This is a genomic window from Vibrio sp. HB236076 (assembly GCF_040957575.1).
Taxonomy (GTDB): Bacteria; Pseudomonadota; Gammaproteobacteria; order Enterobacterales; family Vibrionaceae; genus Vibrio.
The window spans coordinates 243,974-265,505 of sequence record NZ_CP162601.1; the positions used below are offsets into that span (position 1 = coordinate 243,974).

Here is a 21,532-nt window from a genome sequence, read left to right on the forward strand (position 1 = left end):
ATGAACATAAAAAAACGCTTTATTGCCGGAGCGACTTGCCCTCAATGCCAACAAAGTGACAGTTTGCGTTGGTGGGAGGAAAGCCAAGTGGAATGGGTTGAATGCGTTGAATGTGGTTTTGAAAAACAGCGCACATCCAACGCAGTAGAAACCAGCAGTCATGGGCAAGAAAAAATGATTGGTATTTTTCAACCTGAATGATTGAGTTTCTGAGTGTGATCCCCATAATAGAGAGGACGCTCACATCACTTTGTGTGATAGATAATCCTTGGAGTTAATATGAAAATTGAACAGAACGTTGTGGTTAGCCTTGCTTACCAAGTCAAATTGGAAGACGGCGTAGTCGTGGATCAATCGACAAAAGAAGCCCCGCTTGACTACTTACACGGCCACAACAATCTTATCACTGGCCTAGAAAAACGACTTGAAGGCAAAGTTGCCGGCGATGCGTTTTCTGCTACAGTGACACCAGATGAAGCTTACGGTGAGCACAGCGATGATTTGGTTCAGCGCGTTCCAGCTGATGTATTCCAAGGTGTGGATCAAATTGAAGTGGGCATGCGTTTTCTTGCTGATACCGATCAAGGTCCTGTTCCTGTTGAAGTGACAGAAGTTGACGGTGATGAAGTTGTGGTTGATGGTAACCACATGCTCGCGGGCCAGACCCTGACTTTTGATGTTGAAGTCGTTGCGGTGCGTGAAGCGACCGCTGAAGAAATTGAGCATGGTCACGTGCACAATGGTGAACACGACCACAAAGACGAAGGCGGTTGTTGCAGCGACACAGGCTGCGGCTGCCACTAAGTAGACAGTGACAAAAACGCTAGCTTCGGCTGGCGTTTTTTTGGTTTTAATCTCTTGCATTGATACGGAGTATTTCGATGAGGCCTATCGCCATTGCCATTCACGGCGGAGCGGGGACAATTGATAAAGACAGCATGACCCCTGAATTGGAAGGTGCCCTTCGTCAAGCACTAGAGCAAGCTGCCCTAGTGGGGTATCAAAGTTTACTGACAGGGGGATCGGCCCTTGATGCGGTTGTTGCGACGGTAAGCGCGTTGGAGGACTGTGAACATTTTAATGCCGGCAAAGGTTCGGTGTTAAATGACAAAGAGATGGTCGAGATGGACGCCTCCGTGATGTTTAGTCCTTCGCGACAAGCCGGTGCGGTCACAGGCGTGCGCCACATAAAAAATCCCGTACAATTAGCGCGCTGTGTTTTGGAACAAAGCCCTCATGTGTTGCTCTCTGGGGATGGGGCGGAAACCTTCGCCTTTGAGCGAGGGTTTACTTACCAAGAGCAAGATTATTTTTTTACCGAGCGGCGCTATCAGCAGCTGTTGCAAGCGAGAAAAAATGGTGATGCTCAGCTGTCGGAAAACGGGCACCCTCCAAGCTGGCTTAGTGGTTTTCCCGACGACAAAAAATACGGCACAGTCGGCGCGGTTGCACTCGATGCTCAAGGTCACTTGGCCGCAGCCACCAGTACCGGCGGCTTGACCAATAAGCAATACGGTCGGATCGGAGACTCCCCTTTGATTGGCAGTGGAACCTGGGCCGAAGCTGGTAATGTGGCGGTCTCAACAACGGGGGTTGGTGAATTTTTTATCTGCTATAACGTCGCCAGTGACGTGGCAGCTCGAACGCGTTACCTCAAAGAACCTTTGTCAATGGCTTGTGAGCGTATTATCCAAGGGGAGCTCAAGCAGGCTGGTGGTGAAGGTGGCTTGGTTGCCCTTAATGCACAAGGAGAGATTCATTTTGCCCTCAACTCAACGGGCATGTATCGGGCTCAAGTGGCAAGTGATGGCCAAGTGAAAAGTGCTATTTTTGCCGATCAATTACTGAGCCCATGGCACAGTGAAGCGCGCAGTCATACGTAATCGCTTATTCAATACAATAGGCAAAATAATAAAACAGCGAGTTCATCCGTATGACTCGCTGTTTTGCCGTTCGTGCCCATAGTAAAATAAGACGACTCAGTAATGGGGGGGCGGCGGCTCTGCTGCCGGGTCTGACATTTCTTGACTGTCGAGATTTTTCACTTTGCCCACTACGTACTTCATCTGATCTTGCATCTTGGTGATCAACAGTTGTTGTTTGGCGAGAGCGTCGTTCAGATCATCGATTGTCTGCTCTTGAAATGCCAATTGGCACTCTAAATTATCCACTCGCGCTTGCAGTGAGCGCTCGTCAAGGGTGTCGGTCATTGCACGGCTCCTTTAAAGTTCGACATGCCAAGCCTGAATGATACCTGCAGAAGAGGTTGTGATCACTCGGCCTTGATTATCAAAGGTCGCATCATACACGACCGCGCGCGGAGGGCGAGCATCTTTTAACGGTGCCACGTCAAACTGGGCTAGGGAATCACCGTTGCCAGTATCCCAAATATTGACTCGGCTTGATGCCATTCCGGTCAATAGGTAATGGCCATCGTTAGAAAAGCGAACACTTGAAAACACCAATTGTCTCGCCCACGAATGCAGTTGGCTTTTTTCTTGACCGGTTTTTAAATCCCAAATCACAGCGCGATTGCCGATGTCTGAGCTAAAGGCATATAAGCCATCGCGTTGAAGAGCAACTTTGTTAATTCTTTGCTGGTGGTCAAACTGATGAAGAATTTGACCATTTTGCGTATCCCAGAAGTACGCTTTTCGATCATTGCCACCGGTTAAGGCATAGCGACCATTAGCCGATAAGGCCACCGTAGTGACTTTTTCTTGGTGCGCGAGGAACTCTAAGCGTCGGCCAGTGACTAAATTGACGAGAATCGCTTTGCCATTGGATAACCCTAACAGCGCTCGTTCGCCGTTGGCACTGATATCAACCGCTAAAATAACGCCGTCGGAAATAGACCACAAACCTTGTGCGCGATCCCAGGTAAAGTCCCAGGTGGCAAAGTGTTGTTGACCCGCGGTAATGGCGTATCTTTGGTTATCGGCAAAGCGAATATGGGTGACGATACTGCCTTGAGGATCGAGTTGGCCTAACGCGCGCAGCTGTTCATTAGTGTGCAAATCCCAAAGTAAGAGGTGCTCTTGCTCTGAGTAAACAAGGGCAAAACGCCCATCACGGCTCAGCGCTGAGCTTGTCGAGCCCTGAGTCGCAATGTCCCAGCGTTGGATATCATGCTTAGAGAACCAACAGCCATTTAACAAGGTGATGACAAAAAGCATGAACAGGGCGTGAAACAATCGAGACATATCGTTAAGCAATCCAGTTGAGTCCTAAGGCCTTGACCAGTATATTGGAGCGGTGAGTGGATTCACACCTATTCTAGGGTAGATTGCTACCTGGCTACCAAAGTTTTACCATTATTGGAGAATTAAATGAAACCAGCATTAAAAGTATCCCTGCTTGCAGCTACTATTTTCTTAGCCGTAGGTTGCCAAAAGGAAGAAAGCAAGGCCCCTGAAAAAGCAGACAGTGCCACGTCTGCTGAGATGACCTTCAAAAACGACGATGAAAAAGCCGCTTACGCGATCGGTGTGTCTTTTGCCGATTACTTGAAAAGTAGTTTAGACAAGCCGACAGAAATCGGCATCGATATCGATAAAGATATCGTTCTCAAAGGGATTGAAGATTCTTTTGCTGGTACGCCTGCTTTAGATCAAGAAGCGGCTCACGCAGCGCTTTCTAGCCTAGATAAGCGCGTCGCTGAACAAACTAAGAAGCAAAACGAAGAAAAAGCCGCTCAAGCGAAAAAAGACGGTGAGGCGTTCCAAGCTGAATTTGCCAAAGAAGACGGTGTCGTCACTACCGAGTCTGGCTTGATGTACAAAGAGCTTAAGGCTGGAGAAGGTAAACAGCCTAAAGAGACGGATACGGTACAAGTCAACTACAAAGGCACTTTGATTGACGGTACGCAATTCGACAGTTCATACGATCGTGGTCAGCCTGCAACCTTCCCACTCAATCGTGTGATTCCGGGTTGGACGGAAGGCGTTCAGCACATGAAAGTCGGTTCTAAATACAAGTTCGTTATTCCACCTGAATTGGCCTACGGCGACCAAAGCACGCCGAGTATTCCAGCTAATTCAACCTTGGTGTTTGAAGTCGAATTGTTGAAAATCGAACAACCGGCTGAAACGGAATCGGCAAAGACTGAAGAAGCCGCTCAATAATTGACGGTTGGTAAACTCCAGCGCGCAACCGCTGCGATGGAAGCCTGTGAGTGATGCTCACAGGCTTTTTTTGTTTAACTTTGCGCTGTATCCAGTCCTTATTCAAATTTTCTGATAAACTTACATCAATTTGTTGATTTTTTCGAACTGAGGCAAGAGTCACGTGACCACAGAAGCTGTACACATTGATATGTTACTGGAAATGGAGTCGATTAACGTCCAACCCTTTACCGAACAAGATCACATGATCTTAAAGTCGTACGAAGCGGTGGTTGATGGGATTGCCAGTCTGATAGGGCCGTTTTGCGAAATCGTCTTACACTCTTTGGAAAATTTAAACACGTCAGCGATTAAAATTGCCAATGGTGAAAATACGGGGCGCCAAGTCGGTTCTCCGATCACGGATTTAGCGCTTAAAATGCTGAAAGATATTGAGGGGTCAGAACGCAACTTCTCACGCTCGTACTTTACTCGAGCAAAGGGCGGAGTCTTGATGAAGTCCATCACGGTAGCGATCCGCAATGGCGAGGATCGCGTGATTGGGTTGTTGTGTGTCAATGTCAATCTTGATGCGCCATTTTCTCAAGTGTTGCAGTCGTTCATGCCGACGGAAGAGGCCAAGCAAGCGGCGTCTTCGGTCAACTTCGCCAGTGATGTGGGTGAGTTGGTCGATCAAACGGTTGAATACACGATTGAAGAAATCAATGCCGACAAAAACGTGTCAAACAATACGAAAAATCGCCAGATCGTAATGGCTTTGTACGAAAAAGGTATTTTCGATATAAAAGATGCCATTCATCGCGTCGCCGAGCGACTCGCCATCTCCAAACACACCGTTTATCTTTACATTCGTCAGTGTAAAACGGGAGAGTAATGGTGGCTTTAAACTATACCTTGGTCGTCAACGGCCCGATTTATGGTAAGCAAGCGAGCTTTAGCGCTTATCAATTTGCACAAGCTTTACTGAACAAAGGTCATGCTCTGAACAAGGTGTTCTTTTACCAAGAAGGGGTCACCAATGCACTCGCGACAGTGAGTCCTGCCAATGACGAGCTCAATTTAACGCAGGCATGGCAAAACTTGGCGTTGCAACACGGATTTGGCCTTGAGGCCTGTATTTCGGCGTCATTAAGACGCGGTGTTCTCGATCAGCAAGAGGCCCAAAAAGCCGGCCATGGTACTGTGCTGGCCAAGGGCTTTGAATTGGCTGGCCTTGGGAGCTTGGCAACGTCGTTATTACAAGATGACAGGGTGGTGCAGTTTTGAATTCAATCGGTTTTATTTTTCGCAGCTCACCACACAGTACGAGTCGAGGCCGAGAAGGGGTGGATGCTTTGCTGGCTACCGCCGCTTTAGAGGACAATATCAAAGTCTGTTTTCTTGGCGCTGGGGTGTTACAGCTTCTCTCAGATCAGGATACCCAGGCGATTGGCACCAAAAACTACGTACCAATGTTTGGCTTGTTTGAGCTTTACGACATCGATGATATTTACGTCTGCGAGGCATCGCTATCGCGCTATGGCATTGGTGTTGATGATCTTATGATAGAGGCTCAGGTTGTTTCCCCTCAAGTCTTAGCGGGCGTGTTCAACACTTGCCAATCCCTATTGACGTTTTAGAGAGTGACCCATGTTACACATAGTCAAAAGCCAAACGGCGATCATTGAGTTAATGCCTTTTATCAGTGCACAGGATCAAATTCTACTCATTGAAGAAGCGGTTTATGGTGCCAATCCAAAACATGAGTTTTTCCCGTATCTCAATGGCTTAGATGTGGCAGTGCTGGAAGCTGATCTCAAAGCAAGAGGTTTGTGCGACAAAGTGAGCCCACAACTGCGCAAGGTCGATTACAGTGCCTGGGTCGAATTGACGGTCGATCATCCACAAAGCATGACGTGGGAGTGAGCGCGCGCTTGGCACCAGAGACGCTGTTGGTTCAATACGACCTCGCGCTAAAGCTAAACGGCGACTGCAATCTATCTTAACTTACTGCTTTACAAGATAAACTCTAAATATTGCCTTCGGTGGTAATAAAAAGATCTGTATATTTCTTGACACATTACCTCTCGATGCATAGAATTTCGCGTCCCTATTTATCGTAGATAGATGGGTAGATTTTTCACAAAAGCTTACTTTCAGTAAAATCAGGAGCTAGTTAATGGCAACTATTAACCAGTTGGTACGTAAACCACGTGTTAAGCAAGTTGTAAAAAGCAACGTGCCTGCACTAGAAGCGTGCCCACAAAAACGTGGTGTATGTACTCGTGTATATACCACTACACCTAAAAAACCTAACTCAGCACTACGTAAAGTATGTCGTGTTCGTCTAACTAACGGATTCGAAGTTACTTCTTACATCGGTGGTGAAGGTCACAACCTACAAGAGCACAGTGTTGTTCTAATCCGCGGTGGTCGTGTTAAAGACCTTCCGGGTGTGCGTTACCACACTGTTCGCGGTGCACTTGACTGTGCAGGCGTTAATGACCGTAAACAAGGTCGTTCTAAGTACGGTGTGAAGCGTCCTAAATCTTAATGTTTCTCTGTTGAAAACATACGTTAAGTAAGGCCAAACACTAAATTATTTATATTTTTTGATAAAACTGAAAAGTTTTGGATAAAACCTGAAGAAGACAACGGAGAATACCTATGCCACGTCGTCGCGTCATTGGTCAGCGTAAGATCCTTCCAGATCCTAAGTTCAAATCTGAACTGCTGGCAAAATTCGTTAACATCCTTATGGTTGACGGTAAAAAATCTACTGCAGAAAAAATTGTTTACACTGCACTAGACACTATGGCTGAGAAATCTGGTAAAGATCACTTAGCTGTATTTGAAGAAGCTCTTGAAAATGTTCGCCCAGCGGTAGAGGTTAAATCTCGCCGTGTAGGTGGTTCAACTTACCAAGTACCTGTAGAAGTTCGTCCGGTTCGCCGTAACGCACTTGCTATGCGTTGGTTGGTTGAAGCTGCGCGTAAGCGTGGTGAAAAATCTATGGCTGCTCGCCTAGCTGCTGAAATGCTAGACGCTGCTGAAAACAAAGGTACTGCGGTTAAGAAACGTGAAGACGTTCACCGCATGGCTGATGCTAACAAAGCATTCGCTCATTACCGTTGGTAATACCTTCTGTGCTGCGAGGTCCCTCGCAGCACTTTTTTACATTCTAAGGCATACCTTAGTAAGAGGATACAATCGTGGCTCGTAAAACCCCTATCGAGCGCTACCGCAACATCGGTATTTGTGCTCACGTTGATGCAGGCAAAACCACCACTACTGAGCGTATTCTATTCTACACTGGCCTCTCTCACAAAATCGGCGAAGTTCACGATGGCGCTGCCACTATGGACTGGATGGAGCAAGAGCAAGAACGTGGTATTACTATCACTTCTGCAGCAACCACCACCTTCTGGCGTGGTATGGAAGCCCAATTCGAAGAACATCGCGTTAACATCATCGATACCCCTGGACACGTTGACTTTACTATTGAAGTAGAGCGCTCATTGCGTGTACTCGACGGTGCGGTGGTTGTATTCTGTGGCTCATCAGGTGTAGAACCTCAGTCAGAGACGGTATGGCGACAAGCGGATAAGTACCATGTTCCGCGCATGGTCTTTGTGAATAAGATGGACCGTGCTGGTGCCGATTTTCTCCGCGTCGTAGAACAAATCAAAAAGCGTCTTGGTGCGAACCCTGTTCCTATCCAATTAAACATTGGTGCAGAAGAAGAGTTCAAAGGAGTCATCGACCTTATCAAGATGAAAGCCATCAACTGGAACGAAGCCGATCAAGGCATGACCTTCACTTATGAAGACATTCCAGCTGACATGCAAGACCTTGCTGACGAATGGCGTAGCCACATGGTGGAGTCCGCTGCTGAAGCAAATGAAGAACTGATGGATAAGTACCTTGAAGAAGGCGACTTATCAGAAGCAGACATCAAACGCGGTTTACGTGCTCGTACCCTCAACAACGAGATTGTCCTTGCCACTTGTGGTAGTGCATTCAAAAACAAAGGTGTTCAAGCGGTATTGGACGCTGTGATTGAATTTTTGCCGTCACCGACGGAAGTTCAAGCAATTCAGGGTGTCGACGAAAATGAAAATACCGTTGAGCGTCATGCTGATGACAAAGAACCTTTTGCCGCTTTAGCCTTTAAAATTGCGACCGACCCTTTTGTCGGTACTTTGACTTTCATGCGAGTTTACTCGGGTGTCGTGAATTCCGGCGATGCGGTTTACAACTCTGTAAAGGGTAAGCGTGAACGCTTTGGTCGTATTGTTCAGATGCACTCGAATAAACGCGAAGAGCTCAAACAAGTGTTTGCGGGTGATATTGCTGCGGCGATTGGTCTTAAAGACGTGACCACAGGGGACACTTTGTGCGATCCAAACCACAAAGTCATTCTTGAGCGCATGGAATTCCCTGAGCCGGTTATTCAAATTGCGGTTGAACCTCGCTCTAAAGCAGACCAAGAAAAAATGGGTATTGCGCTGGGTAAACTGGCTGCAGAAGATCCGTCTTTCCGCGTCGAAACCGACGATGAGACAGGTCAAACCTTGATCGCGGGTATGGGTGAATTACACCTTGATATTATCGTCGATCGCATGAAACGCGAATTTAGCGTTGACTGCAACGTTGGTAAACCACAAGTTGCTTATCGTGAAACGATTCGCGGCAGTACTGAAGTCGAAGGTAAGTTTATTCGTCAATCAGGCGGCCGTGGTCAATACGGTCACGTATGGCTTAAAATTGAACCCGCCGAAGTCGGAGAAGGTTTTGTCTTCGTCGATCAGATTGTAGGTGGTGTGGTACCAAAAGAATACATTAGCTCTGTATCGAAAGGTATTGAAGAGCAAATGAATAACGGTGTGCTCGCGGGTTATCCTGTACTGGATGTTAAGGCAACATTATACGATGGTTCTTACCACGATGTTGACTCAAGCGAAATGGCGTTTAAAATCGCCGGTTCTATGGCCTTTAAGAAAGGGGCATTAGAAGCACAACCTGTTATACTTGAACCTATGATGAAAGTGGAAGTGACTACGCCTGAAGATTGGATGGGCGACGTCGTTGGCGATGTCAACCGCCGTCGTGGTATCATTGAAGGTATGGACGAAGGCCACGCTGGATTAAAGATTATCCGTGCGCAGGTACCACTTTCTGAAATGTTTGGGTATGCCACGGATTTGCGTTCAGCTACTCAAGGCCGAGCGTCTTACTCGATGGAGTTCTCTGAATATGCAGAAGTACCGAAGAACGTTGCGGATCGCATTATTTCAGAGCGTGGTTACTAATACTTTGTGCAGATCGACGAAAAGTTTCGACTTTTTTTACGATCATGGCGCACAAACATTGCGCTGACGGACGTTGGCGCATAAAATAGCAATTTCTGGCGCGCAACGATCAATAATGATCGCTGTGAATCATAACTAGGAAGGAACACGATCGTGTCTAAAGAAAAATTTGAACGTACGAAACCGCACGTAAACGTTGGTACTATCGGCCACGTTGACCACGGTAAAACAACTCTAACTGCAGCAATCTGTACTGTACTGTCTAAAACTTACGGCGGTTCAGCACGTGACTTCGCGTCAATCGACAATGCTCCTGAAGAGCGTGAGCGCGGTATCACCATCGCGACTTCACACGTTGAGTACGACACTCCAACTCGTCACTACGCACACGTAGACTGCCCAGGACACGCGGATTATGTTAAGAACATGATCACAGGTGCTGCGCAAATGGACGGTGGTATCCTAGTTGTTGCTGCAACAGATGGTCCAATGCCACAAACTCGTGAGCACATCCTACTAGGCCGTCAGGTTGGTATCCCTTACATCATCGTATTCATGAACAAATGTGACATGGTTGATGACGAAGAGCTACTAGAACTAGTAGAAATGGAAGTACGTGAACTTCTTTCTGAGTACGACTTCCCAGGTGATGACCTACCAGTTATCCAAGGTTCTGCTCTTGGCGCACTAAACGGTGAAGCGCAATGGGAAGAGAAAATTGTTGAGCTTGCAACAGCACTTGACGAGTACATCCCAGAGCCAGAGCGTGCGGTAGACCAACCATTCCTAATGCCGATTGAAGACGTATTCTCAATCCAAGGTCGTGGTACTGTAGTAACAGGTCGTATCGAGCGCGGTATCCTAACTGTTGGTGACGAAGTTGCAATCGTTGGTATCAAAGATACAACAACAACAACTTGTACTGGTGTTGAAATGTTCCGTAAACTGCTTGACGAAGGTCGTGCAGGTGAGAACGTTGGTGCACTACTACGTGGTACTAAGCGTGATGACGTAGAACGTGGTCAAGTACTTGCTAAGCCAGGTTCAATCACTCCTCACACTAAGTTCGAATCAGAAGTATACGTACTGTCTAAAGATGAAGGTGGTCGTCACACGCCATTCTTCAAAGGCTACCGTCCACAGTTCTACTTCCGTACTACAGACGTAACTGGTGACATCCAGCTACCTGACGGCGTAGAAATGGTAATGCCTGGCGACAACGTACAAATGACTGTAGAGCTAATCGCACCAATCGCAATGGACGAAGGTCTTCGTTTCGCGATCCGTGAAGGCGGCCGTACAGTAGGTGCTGGTGTTGTTGCTAAGATCTTTGACTAATTCTTAAAGAATTAATCAAATCTTGCGATACTCGCATTAAAAGGGAAGCTTCGGCTTCCCTTTTTGCTTGCTAAGAAATGCAATAACACTCTGTTAAATCTACTTATAACTAATTGGTCTCAAAAAGTGGTTAAATGTAATTGGAAATAAGAACGTTTCTCGTTTATATTTAATTCATTATATAAGAGGTTTATTATGTTTGTATGCTTATGCAATGGCGTAACGGATAAGCAAATATTGCGATTAAAACGAGAGCAGGGAATTCGAGATATCAAAGGATTGAAGCGTTGTACTGCACTAGGGACTCAATGTGGTAAATGCATCCCTCAGGCAAAAAGCTTACTCAATAGCACGGAAGAAACAGCTGAATATAAAGAAGTTTGCTAAAACTTTTTTTTGACAAGTCTCCAATGGCTTCTATGCTTAATAGTAGTCACAGAGGAGTGTGTGTCATGAAAGGCGATCCCATCATTATTCAACATCTCAATAAAATTCTCGGCAACGAACTGGTTGCCATAAACCAATATTTTCTTCATTCAAGAATGTACAAAGACTGGGGGTTAAAAAAGCTCGCTGACAAAGAGTACATGGAGTCTATCGATGAGATGAAACACGCCGATGTTCTCATTGAGCGTATTCTTTTTTTAGAAGGTGTCCCCAACCTACAAGACCTTGGTAAGTTACACATCGGCGAAGATACCCAAGAAATGCTCGAGTGTGATTTAACGATTGAGCTTGAAGGTATTTCAGATCTGCGCGATGCCGTTGCTTACGCAGACTCTATTCGAGACTACGTATCTAAAGAATTGTTTGAAACGATCTTAACTGAGGAAGAAGAGCACGTCGATTGGCTTGAAACGCAACTGAATCTCATCAAGCTGACCGGTATCGAAAACTACCTGCAAATTCAGTTAGCAGACGAAGAATAATCGACTTAATGCGTATAGTACCCATATCTATTTTTAGGGCGGATTATCCTAGTGGGGTAAAAACGCGATAACGTCGTCAAGAAAAACACGTGTGGAATAACGACTGATATTCTTGTGTTTATAAGATAAGAAGTTGCGTTGTTCTCAAGCTTTTTTCCTGAGCTATCATTGGGCACAGGTTTAATCAGATTGATACAATGTGCAACGAATGGACTTCGATATCGACAAAATGAACACCTCGACTAGGGTAAATCGATGTTGTCCGGGTGTTCAATTTAACGCCTTTATCGGTTATTTCGCTGCGACTTATCACTGTCACACAAGCGCAACGGTAAGCATCCAAAATTTAAACCCTCATTTCACTCACCCTCAATCCATGCCCACGAATAAAAAACGATTATTTTTCCATCGCCCCTTGCAAGTCATAATAGGTTCTGTATAATGCCCCGCACTGGTTAAGCCAGTTGTGAACCAATGAGCGATGAGGAGCAGGTGTCATTCACCTGGTAATGTAAACTCGGCTTATGTTCGCAGTTAATGTTATAGGTTATTAAAGTTTATTCCATTAGCTGACAACGCACCCAATTGGGGTGCTACGGTTTCACATAAATCAATCGGCATTCTCTCGTCTTGACGAGTTTGAGTGGCGATATTGTTTGTGTAATTTTTAACTATTGGAGCTCTGTCTCATGCAGAACCAACGTATCCGAATCCGCCTTAAAGCGTTTGATTACAAGTTAATCGATGCTTCAACTGCGGAAATCGTTGAAACAGCTAAGCGTACCGGCGCACAGGTTCGTGGTCCTATTCCACTACCTACTCGTAAAGAGCGTTTCACTGTTCTTGTCTCTCCACACGTCAACAAAGATGCACGTGATCAGTACGAAATTCGTACTCACAAACGTCTAATCGACATCGTCGAGCCAACAGATAAAACTGTTGACGCTCTGATGCGTCTAGATCTAGCTGCTGGCGTTGATGTACAAATCAGCCTAGGTTAAGGGAGATTGGAATAATGATTGGTCTAGTCGGACGTAAAGTGGGTATGACCCGCGTATTTACCGAAGAAGGCGTTTCTATCCCAGTAACTGTTGTTGAGGTTGAAGCGAACCGTGTTTCTCAAGTTAAATCACTTGAGACTGATGGCTATGCAGCAATCCAGATTACAACTGGTGATAAGAAAGCTAACCGTGTAACTAAGCCTGAAGCTGGTCACTTTGCGAAAGCAGGTGTTGAAGCAGGCCGCGGTCTTTGGGAATTCCGTTTAGAAAACGGTGAAGAATTTGAAGTTGGTTCAGAGCTAACTGTTGAATTGTTCAATGAAATTAAAAAAGTAGACGTTACTGGTACATCTAAAGGTAAAGGTTTCCAAGGCGCTGTTAAGCGTTGGAACTTCCGTACTCAAGATATGACTCACGGTAACTCATTGTCTCATCGCGCTCCTGGTTCTATCGGTCAATGTCAGACTCCAGGTCGTGTATTTAAAGGCAAGAAAATGGCAGGTCACATGGGTGCTGAGCGTGTAACGACTCAAAACCTAGAGATCGTACGTGTTGACGCTGAGCGCAATCTGCTTCTTATTAAAGGTGCAGTCCCTGGTGCTACTGGCGGTAACGTGATCGTAAAACCAGCTGTTAAAGCATAACGTCTAGGAGTAAGTAATGGAATTGATGGTTAAAGGTGCTGATGCACTAACTGTTTCCGAAACTACTTTCGGACGTGAGTTCAACGAAGCTCTTGTTCATCAAGTAGTTGTTGCGTACGCAGCAGGTGCTCGTCAAGGTACTCGTGCTCAAAAGACACGTTCAGAAGTTTCTGGCGGTGGCGCTAAGCCATGGCGTCAAAAAGGTACTGGCCGTGCTCGTGCTGGTACTATTCGTAGCCCTATCTGGCGTACAGGTGGTGTTACTTTTGCTGCGAAACCACAAGATCACAGCCAAAAAGTAAACAAAAAAATGTACCGCGGTGCTCTTAAGAGCATTCTTTCTGAACTAGTTCGTCAAGAGCGTCTAATCGTTGTTGATAACTTCTCAGTTGAAGCACCAAAGACAAAAGAGCTAGTAGCTAAGCTTAAAGAACTTGAGCTTAACGATACACTTATCGTTACTGGCGAAGTAGACGAGAATCTATTCTTAGCTGCTCGTAACCTATACAAAGTTGACGTGCGTGACGTTGCAGGTATCGACCCTGTAAGCCTAATCGCATTTGACAAGGTTCTAATGACTGCTGATGCAGTTAAGCAAGTTGAGGAGATGCTGGCATGATCACTGAAGAGCGTCTACTAAAAGTTCTACGTGCTCCGCACATCTCTGAAAAAGCAACGATGGCTGCTGAAAACGCGAACACTATCGTGTTTAAAGTAGCTAAAGATGCGACTAAGAAAGAGATCAAAGCAGCTGTAGAAAAGCTATTTGAAGTTGAAGTTAAGTCTGTAAATACTCTTATCACTAAGGGTAAGACCAAACGTCAAGGTCTACGCCAAGGTCGCCGCAGCGACGTTAAAAAAGCGTACGTGACTTTGAAAGAAGGTCAAGATCTTGACTTCGTTGGCGGTGCTGAATAACAGGAGCAGTTGAGAAATGGCTATTCAAAAATGTAAGCCGACTTCGGCTGGCCGTCGTCACGTTGTTAAAATTGTTAACCCTGACCTATACAAGGGTAAACCATACGCACCACTTCTAGAGAAAAACTCTAAGAACGGTGGTCGTAACAACAACGGTCGTATCACAGTACGTCACATCGGTGGTGGTCACAAGCAACACTACCGTGTCATCGACTTTAAACGTACTAAAGATGGCATCCCAGCGAAAGTTGAGCGTATCGAATACGATCCAAACCGTAGCGCGAACATTGCACTTGTATTGTACGCAGACGGTGAGCGTCGTTACATCATCGCACCTAAAGGTGTGAAAGCAGGTGACTCTGTACAATCTGGTGTTGATGCACCGATTAAAGCAGGTAACACTCTGCCTATGCGCAACATCCCTGTTGGTTCAACCGTACACTGTGTTGAACTAAAACCTGGTAAAGGCGCACAGCTTGCTCGTTCAGCAGGCGCTTACGCTCAAATCGTAGCTCGTGACGGTTCATACGTTACTGTTCGTCTACGTTCTGGCGAAATGCGTAAAATCCTATCTGAAGGCCGTGCAACAATCGGTGAAGTAGGTAACGCAGAGCACATGCTTCGTGAGCTAGGTAAAGCTGGTGCAAGCCGTTGGCGTGGTGTTCGTCCTACCGTACGCGGTGTGGTAATGAACCCAATCGATCACCCACATGGTGGTGGTGAAGGCCGTACTTCTGGTGGTCGTCATCCAGTATCTCCATGGGGTATGCCAACTAAAGGCTTCAAGACCCGTAAGAACAAACGCACTGACAAGTACATCGTACGTCGTCGTAACAAGTAATCTATTTAAGAGGATAAGCCATGCCACGTTCTCTCAAGAAAGGTCCATTTATTGACCTACACTTGCTGAAGAAGGTAGAGAAAGCGGTGGAAAGCGGAGACAAAAAGCCTATTAAGACTTGGTCCCGTCGTTCAATGATCATTCCACAAATGATCGGTTTGACCATCGCTGTCCATAATGGTCGTCAACACGTTCCAGTTTTTGTAACTGACGAAATGATTGGTCATAAACTGGGCGAATTCGCGCCAACTCGTACTTACCGCGGCCATGCTGCAGATAAGAAAGCTAAGAAGAAATAAGGAGTAGATAATGGAAGCTATCGCTAAACATAACTTTGCTCGCATTTCTCCACAGAAAGCTCGCTTAGTTGCAGATCAAATTCGTGGTAAAAATGTTGATCAAGCTCTAGAAATCTTGACTTTCAGCGACAAAAAAGCCGCTGAACTTATCAAGAAAGTTCTTGAATCAGCTATCGCGAACGCGGAGCACAACGAAGGTGCAGACATTGACGATCTTAGTGTCGCTAAAATCTTCGTAGATGAAGGCCCTATCATGAAGCGTATTATGCCTCGTGCTAAAGGTCGTGCGGATCGTATCTTGAAGCGTTCAAGCCACATCACTGTTGTTGTAGCAGACGCTTGAGACTAGGAGAGTAAGCAATGGGTCAAAAAGTACATCCAAATGGTATTCGTCTAGGCATTGTTAAGCCTTGGAATGCTACATGGTTTGCTAACACCAAAGATTTCGCTGACAACCTAGACGGCGACTTCAAGGTACGTCAATTCCTAACTAAAGAATTGGCAAAAGCGTCACTTTCACGCATCGTTATCGAGCGTCCTGCGAAGAGCATTCGTGTGACTATTCACACTGCTCGTCCTGGCGTTGTTATCGGTAAGAAAGGTGAAGACGTAGAGAAACTTCGTACAGCTGTAGCAAAAATCGCAGGCGTACCAGCTCAAATCAACATCGCTGAAGTACGTAAGCCTGAGCTTGATGCACAGCTTGTTGGTGACAGCATCGCGTCTCAGCTAGAGCGTCGTGTTATGTTCCGTCGTGCGATGAAGCGCGCGGTACAAAACGCTATGCGTCTAGGCGCTAAAGGCATCAAAGTAGAAGTAAGTGGCCGTCTAGGCGGTGCTGAAATTGCACGTTCTGAGTGGTACCGTGAAGGCCGTGTGCCTCTACACACTCTACGTGCTGACATTGATTACGCAACTTCTTCGGCTCACACTCAATACGGTGTGATCGGCATTAAAACTTGGATCTTCAAAGGTGAAATCCTTGGTGGTATGCCAGCAGCAAATGCTGTAGAGCCAAAAGGCGACAAGCCTAAGAAGCAGCGTAAAGGCCGTAAGTAAGGAGTCGACAGATGCTACAACCTAAACGTACTAAGTTCCGTAAGGTTCATACTGGTCGCAACCGTGGTCTAGCGAAAGGTACTGACGTAAGCTTCGGCACATTCGGCTTGAAAGCTGTTGGCCGTGGTCGTCTAACTGCTCGTCAAATCGAAGCGGCTCGTCGTGCTATGACACGTCACGTTAAGCGTCAAGGTAAAATCTGGATCCGTGTTTTCCCAGACAAACCAATCACAGAAAAACCACTAGAAGTTCGTCAAGGTAAGGGTAAAGGTAACGTTGAGTACTGGGTAGCCCAAATCCAACCTGGTAAGGTTATGTACGAAATGGACGGTGTTCCTGAAGAATTGGCACGTGAAGCGTTCCGTCTTGCGGCGCGTAAACTGCCATTCAAAACTACATTTGTAAGTAAGCAGGTGATGTGATGAAAGCACAAGATCTACGCGAAAAAAGCGTTGAAGAGCTTAATGCTGAGCTTTTGAATTTGCTAAAAGAACAGTTCAACTTGCGCATGCAAGCTGCGACTGGTCAACTGCAGCAAACTCATACTCTAAAAGCTGTACGCCGTGATATCGCACGTGTGAAAACTGTTTTGACTGAGAAGGCAGGCGCATAATGAGCGACAAAAATCGTACTGAACAAGGTCGTGTAATCAGCGACAAAATGGAAAAATCCATTGTTGTTGCTATCGATCGTTTCGTAAAGCACCCTATTTACGGAAAGTTCGTTCGTAAAACGACGAAGTTACACGCACATGATGAAAACAACGAGTGTGGCATTGGCGACACTGTTGAAATTCGTGAATGTCGTCCTCTGTCTAAGAAAAAATCTTGGACTTTGGTTCGCGTTGTAGAAAAAGCGAAGATTTAATCGAGTTTTTTCTATAGAATAATGCGGCTCCAAAAAAATATTTGGAGCCGCTTATTTTTTAACTACCCAATTTGAAAAAAGGGTGGTACAATTCGCGTCCCTTTAAAGAGGCAGCCCGACCCGTGATGGGTCTAGTTTATTAATATTTAGCGGAGCACTAACATGATCCAAATGCAAAGTATGCTGGACGCAGCTGATAACTCAGGCGCTCGCAGCGTAATGTGTATTAAGGTTCTGGGTGGCTCTCACCGTCGATATGCACACATTGGTGACATCATCAAAGTTACTGTTAAGGAAGCAATTCCTCGCGGTAAAGTGAAAAAAGGTGATGTACTAAAGGCGGTGGTAGTTCGCACCCGTAAAGGCGTACGTCGTCCAGACGGTTCTGTCATTCGCTTCGACCGTAATGCTTGCGTATTGCTTAATGACAATAGCGAGCAACCAATCGGTACACGTATCTTTGGTCCAGTGACTCGTGAACTTCGCAATGCGAAATTCATGAAGATTGTATCACTGGCTCCAGAAGTTCTGTAAGGAGCACGTAAGATGGCAGCTAAAATCCGTCGTAATGACGAAGTAATCGTTCTTGCTGGTAAAGACAAAGGCAAGAAAGGTAAAGTAACTAAGGTTCTGACAACTGGTAAAGTTATCGTTGAAGGTATCAATCTTGTTAAGAAGCACCAAAAGCCTCAACCGGCTCTAGGTCAACAAGGTGGTATCGTGGAACAAGAAGCAGCAATCGATGCTTCTAACGTTGCACTTTTCAACGCAGCAACTGGTAAAGCAGACCGCGTTGGTTTCCGTTTTGAAGATGGTAAGAAAGTTCGTTTCTTTAAGTCTAACGGCGAAACCGTTTCTAACTAATTAGAGTAATTTGGAGTTCTACTATGGCGAAACTGCATGATTACTACAAGTCGTCTGTAGTCGCTGAACTGACCAAACAGTTCGGTTACACAAGCGTCATGCAAGTCCCTAGGATTGAGAAAATCACCCTAAACATGGGCGTTGGTGAAGCTATCAACGATAAAAAACTGCTAGAAAATGCAGCTTCTGATATGGCAACGATCTCTGGTCAAAAGCCACTTATCACTAAAGCTCGCAAATCTGTTGCAGGTTTTAAAATTCGTGAAGGCTACCCAATTGGTTGTAAAGTAACCTTACGTGGCGAACGTATGTGGGATTTCATGGAGCGTTTGATTTCTATCGCTCTCCCACGTGTACGTGACTTCCGTGGCGTTAGCGCTAAGTCTTTTGACGGACGCGGTAACTACAGCATGGGCGTTCGCGAGCAAATCATCTTCCCGGAAATCGACTTTGATAAAGTTGATCGTGTACGCGGCTTAGACATCACTATTACGACGTCTGCTGGTACTGATGAGGAAGGCCGTGCTCTGCTGGCTGCCTTTAACTTCCCATTCCGTAAGTAAGGTGAAGGGTTACTGTTATGGCTAAAAATTCAATGAAAGCACGTGAAGTAAAACGTGCAAAGCTCGTAGCTAAGTATGCTGAAAAGCGTGCTGCGCTAAAAGCTATCATCAGCGATGTAAATGCGTCTGAAGAAGATCGTTGGGATGCGGTACTAAAACTGCAGTCTCTACCACGTGATTCAAGTGCATCACGTCAGCGCAACCGTTGTAACCAAACTGGTCGTCCACACGGTTACCTACGTAAGTTCGGTCTAAGCCGTATCAAGGTTCGTGAAGCTTGCATGAAAGGCGAGATTCCTGGACTTCGTAAGGCTAGCTGGTAATTGCCACTTAATCATTTGGAGTAAATCATATGAGCATGCAAGATCCGATTTCGGATATGCTGACCCGCATTCGTAACGGTCAGGCAGCAAACAAAGTTGCTGTTAAGATGCCTTCTTCAAAGCTTAAAGTTGCAATTGCTGCACTGCTTAAAGCTGAAGGCTACATTACTGATTTCGCTGTTGAAGGCGACGCAAAACCTGAGCTGGAAGTTACCCTTAAGTACTTCCAATCAAAACCAGTAATCGAGCAAATCAAACGTGTTTCACGTCCTGGTTTGCGCGTCTACAAAAACAAAGACTCTCTTCCAACTGTGATGGGTGGTCTAGGTGTTGCTGTAGTTTCTACTTCCAAGGGTCTGATGTCAGACCGTGCTGCGCGTAAAGCTGGCCTTGGCGGTGAAATCATCTGCTACGTAGCTTAATAGGAGTAGAATATGTCTCGTGTTGCAAAAGCACCTGTCGCTATTCCAGCAGGCGTAGAGGTGAAGCTAAACGGTCAAGAAGTTACTGTAAAAGGTGCTAAAGGCGAATTATCTCGCACTCTGCATGACGCTGTCGTTATTGCACAGGAAGAAAATAATTTAACTTTCGGTCCACGCGAAGGTGTTGTTAACGCATGGTCACAAGCAGGTACTGCTCGTGCACTTGTAAACAACATGGTTGTGGGTGTTACTGAAGGCTTTACTAAGAAGCTTGTACTTAAAGGTGTAGGTTACCGTGCTGCTATCAAAGGCAACGCTGTTGGTCTAACCCTAGGCTTCTCTCACCCAGTTGAGCATGAATTGCCAGCGGGTATTAAAGCTGAATGTCCTAGCCAAACTGAAATCGTGATCACCGGTTGTGACAAGCAACTTGTTGGTCAGGTAGCGGCTGACATTCGTTCTTACCGTGAGCCTGAGCCTTATAAAGGTAAAGGTGTTCGTTACGCAGATGAAAATGTGCGTACTAAAGAAGCTAAGAAGAAGTAAGGTAACACTATGGATAAGAAAGCATCTCGCATCCGTCGTGCTACACGTGCGCGTCGTAAGATTGCAGAACTGGGTGCGACTCGCCTAGTTGTACACCGTACTCCTCGTCACGTGTACGCGCAGGTTATCGCGGCAAACGGCTCTGAGGTTATCGCAGCAGCTTCTACTGTAGAAAAAGCGATCCGTGAGCAAGTGAAATACACTGGTAACATCGATGCTGCTAAAGCAGTAGGTAAAGCTATTGCTGAGCGTGCCCTTGAAAAAGGCGTAACTGCAGTTGCATTTGATCGTTCTGGTTTCCAATACCACGGTCGAGTAGCGGCGCTAGCAGAATCTGCTCGCGAAGCTGGTCTGAAATTCTAAGGTAGGGTTGGAAGATGGCTAAAGAACAACAACAAGCGAATGATTTGCAAGAAAAGCTAATCGCCGTTAACCGTGTTTCTAAAACGGTTAAAGGTGGTCGAATCATGAGCTTCACTGCACTAACAGTTGTTGGTGACGGTAATGGTCGTGTAGGTTTCGGTTACGGCAAAGCTCGTGAAGTACCTGCAGCGATTCAAAAAGCAATGGAAAAAGCGCGTCGTAACATGGTTACTATCGCACTTAACGAAGGCACTCTTCACCACCCAGTGAAAGGTCGCCACTCGGGCTCTAAAGTTTACATGCAGCCTGCTACAGAAGGTACAGGTGTTATCGCCGGTGGTGCGATGCGTGCAGTACTTGAAGTTGCCGGTGTACACAACGTACTATCTAAAGCATACGGTTCTACGAACCCTATCAACATCGTTCGTGCAACGATCGATGCACTAGGTAGCATGAAGTCACCAGAAATGGTTGCTGCTAAACGTGGTCTAACTGTTGAATCTATTTCGGAGTAAGAACACCATGGCAACGATTAAAGTAACTCAGACTAAAAGCTCTATTGGTCGCCTACCTAAGCACAAAGCTACTTTGCGCGGTTTAGGCCTTCGTAAAATCAACCATACAGTTGAACTTGAAGATACACCATGTGTACGTGGTATGATCAACAAGGTTAACTACATGGTTAAAGTTGAGGAGTAATCAGAAATGCGTTTGAATACTCTATCACCGGCTGCAGGCGCTAAACCTTCTAAGAAGCGTTTAGGTCGTGGTATCGGTTCTGGCCTAGGTAAAACTGGTGGCCGTGGTCACAAAGGTCAAAAATCTCGTTCTGGCGGCAGTGTTCGTCCAGGTTTTGAAGGCGGTCAAATGCCTTTGAAACAGCGTCTACCAAAATTCGGTTTCACTTCTCGTAAGAGCCTAGTGACTGCTGAAGTTCGTCTAGGTGAACTAGCGAAAGTTTCTGGTGACGTCGTTGACCTAAACAGCCTTAAAGCTGCTAACGTTATCACTAAGAACATCGAGTTTGTTAAAGTTGTTCTTTCAGGTGACATTAACAAAGCAGTGACTGTTAAAGGTCTACGTGTGACTAAAGGCGCTAAAGCTGCAATCGAAGCTGCAGGCGGTAAAATCGAGGAATAA

General features: G+C 46.0%; 37 protein-coding genes. 35 read left to right on the forward strand and 2 right to left on the reverse strand.

Annotation, left to right across the window (positions count from 1 at the left end; all coding sequences use genetic code 11):
- The 3 genes from AB0763_RS01135 (at position 1) to AB0763_RS01145 (ending at position 1,883) form a co-directional block, all read left to right on the forward strand.
- Positions 1 to 201, forward strand: coding sequence for a YheV family putative zinc ribbon protein (locus tag AB0763_RS01135; RefSeq protein WP_306101946.1), 201 nt, complete (start codon positions 1 to 3; stop codon positions 199 to 201).
- 78 nt (positions 202 to 279) lie between these two features.
- Positions 280 to 804 carry a peptidylprolyl isomerase gene (slyD, locus tag AB0763_RS01140; RefSeq protein ID WP_306101947.1) on the forward strand — a complete coding sequence of 175 codons (525 nt, stop codon included), beginning with the start codon at positions 280 to 282 and terminating at the stop codon, positions 802 to 804.
- 77 nt (positions 805 to 881) lie between these two features.
- A complete protein-coding gene (locus tag AB0763_RS01145) occupies positions 882 to 1,883 on the forward strand; it encodes an isoaspartyl peptidase/L-asparaginase family protein (RefSeq protein WP_306101948.1) in 1,002 nt (333 codons plus the stop codon).
- A gap of 96 nt (positions 1,884 to 1,979) precedes the next feature.
- Here AB0763_RS01145 and AB0763_RS01150 read toward each other — a convergent pair whose 3' ends face one another.
- Both AB0763_RS01150 and AB0763_RS01155 read right to left on the reverse strand, forming a co-directional pair.
- Positions 1,980 to 2,210, reverse strand: a complete 231-nt coding sequence (locus tag AB0763_RS01150; RefSeq protein WP_306101949.1) for a SlyX family protein — start codon at positions 2,208 to 2,210, stop codon at positions 1,980 to 1,982.
- 12 nt (positions 2,211 to 2,222) lie between these two features.
- On the reverse strand, positions 2,223 to 3,203 hold the full coding sequence (locus AB0763_RS01155) for a WD40 repeat domain-containing protein (protein WP_306101950.1): 981 nt from the start codon (positions 3,201 to 3,203) through the stop codon (positions 2,223 to 2,225).
- A 126-nt stretch (positions 3,204 to 3,329) separates the two neighbouring features.
- Here AB0763_RS01155 and fkpA point away from each other — a divergent pair, with 126 nt between their 5' ends.
- The 32 genes from fkpA (at position 3,330) to rplO (ending at position 21,532) form a co-directional block, all read left to right on the forward strand.
- Positions 3,330 to 4,124: an FKBP-type peptidyl-prolyl cis-trans isomerase gene (gene fkpA / locus AB0763_RS01160; RefSeq protein ID WP_306101951.1), complete on the forward strand. Its 795-nt coding sequence runs from the start codon at positions 3,330 to 3,332 to the stop codon at positions 4,122 to 4,124.
- Positions 4,125 to 4,314: 190 nt separating this feature from the next.
- Positions 4,315 to 4,998, forward strand: a complete 684-nt coding sequence (locus AB0763_RS01165) for a transcriptional regulator (protein WP_306101957.1) — start codon at positions 4,315 to 4,317, stop codon at positions 4,996 to 4,998.
- The gene (gene tusD / locus AB0763_RS01170) at positions 4,998 to 5,390 is read left to right on the forward strand and encodes a sulfurtransferase complex subunit TusD (protein WP_306101952.1); all 393 of its coding nucleotides are present in this window, start codon (positions 4,998 to 5,000) and stop codon (positions 5,388 to 5,390) included. The genes AB0763_RS01165 and tusD overlap by 1 nt, the downstream gene beginning before the upstream one ends.
- Positions 5,387 to 5,743, forward strand: a complete 357-nt coding sequence (gene tusC, locus AB0763_RS01175) for a sulfurtransferase complex subunit TusC (protein WP_306101953.1) — start codon at positions 5,387 to 5,389, stop codon at positions 5,741 to 5,743. The genes tusD and tusC overlap by 4 nt, the downstream gene beginning before the upstream one ends.
- A 10-nt stretch (positions 5,744 to 5,753) precedes the next feature.
- Entirely contained in the window at positions 5,754 to 6,029 is a 276-nt protein-coding gene (gene tusB, locus AB0763_RS01180; RefSeq protein ID WP_306101954.1) for a sulfurtransferase complex subunit TusB, read from the forward strand.
- A 253-nt stretch (positions 6,030 to 6,282) separates the two neighbouring features.
- Complete coding sequence (gene rpsL / locus AB0763_RS01185; protein ID WP_004737194.1) at positions 6,283 to 6,657, forward strand: 30S ribosomal protein S12; 375 nt, start codon at positions 6,283 to 6,285, stop codon at positions 6,655 to 6,657.
- Between the two features lie 113 nt (positions 6,658 to 6,770).
- Positions 6,771 to 7,241, forward strand: coding sequence for a 30S ribosomal protein S7 (rpsG, locus tag AB0763_RS01190; protein WP_004399893.1), 471 nt, complete (start codon positions 6,771 to 6,773; stop codon positions 7,239 to 7,241).
- Positions 7,242 to 7,315: 74 nt separating this feature from the next.
- Positions 7,316 to 9,415 carry an elongation factor G gene (gene fusA / locus AB0763_RS01195; protein WP_306101955.1) on the forward strand — a complete coding sequence of 700 codons (2,100 nt, stop codon included), beginning with the start codon at positions 7,316 to 7,318 and terminating at the stop codon, positions 9,413 to 9,415.
- A gap of 153 nt (positions 9,416 to 9,568) precedes the next feature.
- Complete coding sequence (gene tuf, locus AB0763_RS01200) at positions 9,569 to 10,753, forward strand: elongation factor Tu (protein WP_368643522.1); 1,185 nt, start codon at positions 9,569 to 9,571, stop codon at positions 10,751 to 10,753.
- 195 nt (positions 10,754 to 10,948) lie between these two features.
- Positions 10,949 to 11,140 carry a (2Fe-2S)-binding protein gene (locus AB0763_RS01205; protein ID WP_306102229.1) on the forward strand — a complete coding sequence of 64 codons (192 nt, stop codon included), beginning with the start codon at positions 10,949 to 10,951 and terminating at the stop codon, positions 11,138 to 11,140.
- Between the two features lie 65 nt (positions 11,141 to 11,205).
- Complete coding sequence (gene bfr, locus AB0763_RS01210; RefSeq protein WP_306102228.1) at positions 11,206 to 11,682, forward strand: bacterioferritin; 477 nt, start codon at positions 11,206 to 11,208, stop codon at positions 11,680 to 11,682.
- Positions 11,683 to 12,371: 689 nt separating this feature from the next.
- Positions 12,372 to 12,683, forward strand: a complete 312-nt coding sequence (gene rpsJ, locus AB0763_RS01215; protein WP_102406620.1) for a 30S ribosomal protein S10 — start codon at positions 12,372 to 12,374, stop codon at positions 12,681 to 12,683.
- Positions 12,684 to 12,697: 14 nt separating this feature from the next.
- A complete protein-coding gene (gene rplC / locus AB0763_RS01220; protein WP_306102227.1) occupies positions 12,698 to 13,327 on the forward strand; it encodes a 50S ribosomal protein L3 in 630 nt (209 codons plus the stop codon).
- Positions 13,328 to 13,343: 16 nt separating this feature from the next.
- The gene (gene rplD / locus AB0763_RS01225; RefSeq protein ID WP_306102226.1) at positions 13,344 to 13,946 is read left to right on the forward strand and encodes a 50S ribosomal protein L4; all 603 of its coding nucleotides are present in this window, start codon (positions 13,344 to 13,346) and stop codon (positions 13,944 to 13,946) included.
- Positions 13,943 to 14,245 carry a 50S ribosomal protein L23 gene (gene rplW, locus AB0763_RS01230; protein WP_306102225.1) on the forward strand — a complete coding sequence of 101 codons (303 nt, stop codon included), beginning with the start codon at positions 13,943 to 13,945 and terminating at the stop codon, positions 14,243 to 14,245. The genes rplD and rplW overlap by 4 nt, the downstream gene beginning before the upstream one ends.
- 16 nt (positions 14,246 to 14,261) lie before the next feature.
- Complete coding sequence (gene rplB / locus AB0763_RS01235) at positions 14,262 to 15,086, forward strand: 50S ribosomal protein L2 (protein ID WP_306102224.1); 825 nt, start codon at positions 14,262 to 14,264, stop codon at positions 15,084 to 15,086.
- A 20-nt stretch (positions 15,087 to 15,106) separates the two neighbouring features.
- Positions 15,107 to 15,385, forward strand: a complete 279-nt coding sequence (rpsS, locus tag AB0763_RS01240; RefSeq protein WP_073579722.1) for a 30S ribosomal protein S19 — start codon at positions 15,107 to 15,109, stop codon at positions 15,383 to 15,385.
- Positions 15,386 to 15,395: 10 nt separating this feature from the next.
- Positions 15,396 to 15,728 (forward strand): 50S ribosomal protein L22, encoded by a 333-nt coding sequence (gene rplV / locus AB0763_RS01245; RefSeq protein ID WP_306102223.1) that lies wholly within the window; start codon positions 15,396 to 15,398, stop codon positions 15,726 to 15,728.
- Positions 15,729 to 15,745: 17 nt separating this feature from the next.
- Positions 15,746 to 16,444 carry a 30S ribosomal protein S3 gene (rpsC, locus tag AB0763_RS01250; RefSeq protein WP_306102222.1) on the forward strand — a complete coding sequence of 233 codons (699 nt, stop codon included), beginning with the start codon at positions 15,746 to 15,748 and terminating at the stop codon, positions 16,442 to 16,444.
- 11 nt (positions 16,445 to 16,455) lie between these two features.
- Entirely contained in the window at positions 16,456 to 16,866 is a 411-nt protein-coding gene (gene rplP / locus AB0763_RS01255; protein ID WP_306102221.1) for a 50S ribosomal protein L16, read from the forward strand.
- Complete coding sequence (gene rpmC / locus AB0763_RS01260) at positions 16,866 to 17,057, forward strand: 50S ribosomal protein L29 (RefSeq protein WP_020329480.1); 192 nt, start codon at positions 16,866 to 16,868, stop codon at positions 17,055 to 17,057. The genes rplP and rpmC overlap by 1 nt, the downstream gene beginning before the upstream one ends.
- On the forward strand, positions 17,057 to 17,311 hold the full coding sequence (gene rpsQ / locus AB0763_RS01265) for a 30S ribosomal protein S17 (protein ID WP_306102220.1): 255 nt from the start codon (positions 17,057 to 17,059) through the stop codon (positions 17,309 to 17,311). Before rpmC ends, rpsQ begins: the two co-directional genes overlap by 1 nt.
- A gap of 162 nt (positions 17,312 to 17,473) precedes the next feature.
- Complete coding sequence (rplN, locus tag AB0763_RS01270) at positions 17,474 to 17,845, forward strand: 50S ribosomal protein L14 (RefSeq protein WP_306102219.1); 372 nt, start codon at positions 17,474 to 17,476, stop codon at positions 17,843 to 17,845.
- A gap of 12 nt (positions 17,846 to 17,857) precedes the next feature.
- Positions 17,858 to 18,175: a 50S ribosomal protein L24 gene (rplX, locus tag AB0763_RS01275; protein ID WP_306102218.1), complete on the forward strand. Its 318-nt coding sequence runs from the start codon at positions 17,858 to 17,860 to the stop codon at positions 18,173 to 18,175.
- Between the two features lie 23 nt (positions 18,176 to 18,198).
- A complete protein-coding gene (gene rplE, locus AB0763_RS01280) occupies positions 18,199 to 18,738 on the forward strand; it encodes a 50S ribosomal protein L5 (protein WP_306102217.1) in 540 nt (179 codons plus the stop codon).
- 17 nt (positions 18,739 to 18,755) lie between these two features.
- Entirely contained in the window at positions 18,756 to 19,061 is a 306-nt protein-coding gene (gene rpsN, locus AB0763_RS01285; RefSeq protein ID WP_306102216.1) for a 30S ribosomal protein S14, read from the forward strand.
- Between the two features lie 29 nt (positions 19,062 to 19,090).
- On the forward strand, positions 19,091 to 19,483 hold the full coding sequence (rpsH, locus tag AB0763_RS01290) for a 30S ribosomal protein S8 (RefSeq protein ID WP_306102215.1): 393 nt from the start codon (positions 19,091 to 19,093) through the stop codon (positions 19,481 to 19,483).
- A 12-nt stretch (positions 19,484 to 19,495) separates the two neighbouring features.
- Entirely contained in the window at positions 19,496 to 20,029 is a 534-nt protein-coding gene (rplF, locus tag AB0763_RS01295; protein WP_306102214.1) for a 50S ribosomal protein L6, read from the forward strand.
- A 9-nt stretch (positions 20,030 to 20,038) separates the two neighbouring features.
- The gene (gene rplR, locus AB0763_RS01300) at positions 20,039 to 20,392 is read left to right on the forward strand and encodes a 50S ribosomal protein L18 (RefSeq protein WP_306102213.1); all 354 of its coding nucleotides are present in this window, start codon (positions 20,039 to 20,041) and stop codon (positions 20,390 to 20,392) included.
- Positions 20,393 to 20,406: 14 nt separating this feature from the next.
- A complete protein-coding gene (gene rpsE / locus AB0763_RS01305) occupies positions 20,407 to 20,907 on the forward strand; it encodes a 30S ribosomal protein S5 (RefSeq protein WP_306102212.1) in 501 nt (166 codons plus the stop codon).
- Positions 20,908 to 20,914: 7 nt separating this feature from the next.
- A complete protein-coding gene (gene rpmD, locus AB0763_RS01310; protein ID WP_306102211.1) occupies positions 20,915 to 21,091 on the forward strand; it encodes a 50S ribosomal protein L30 in 177 nt (58 codons plus the stop codon).
- A 6-nt stretch (positions 21,092 to 21,097) separates the two neighbouring features.
- On the forward strand, positions 21,098 to 21,532 hold the full coding sequence (rplO, locus tag AB0763_RS01315) for a 50S ribosomal protein L15 (protein ID WP_306102210.1): 435 nt from the start codon (positions 21,098 to 21,100) through the stop codon (positions 21,530 to 21,532).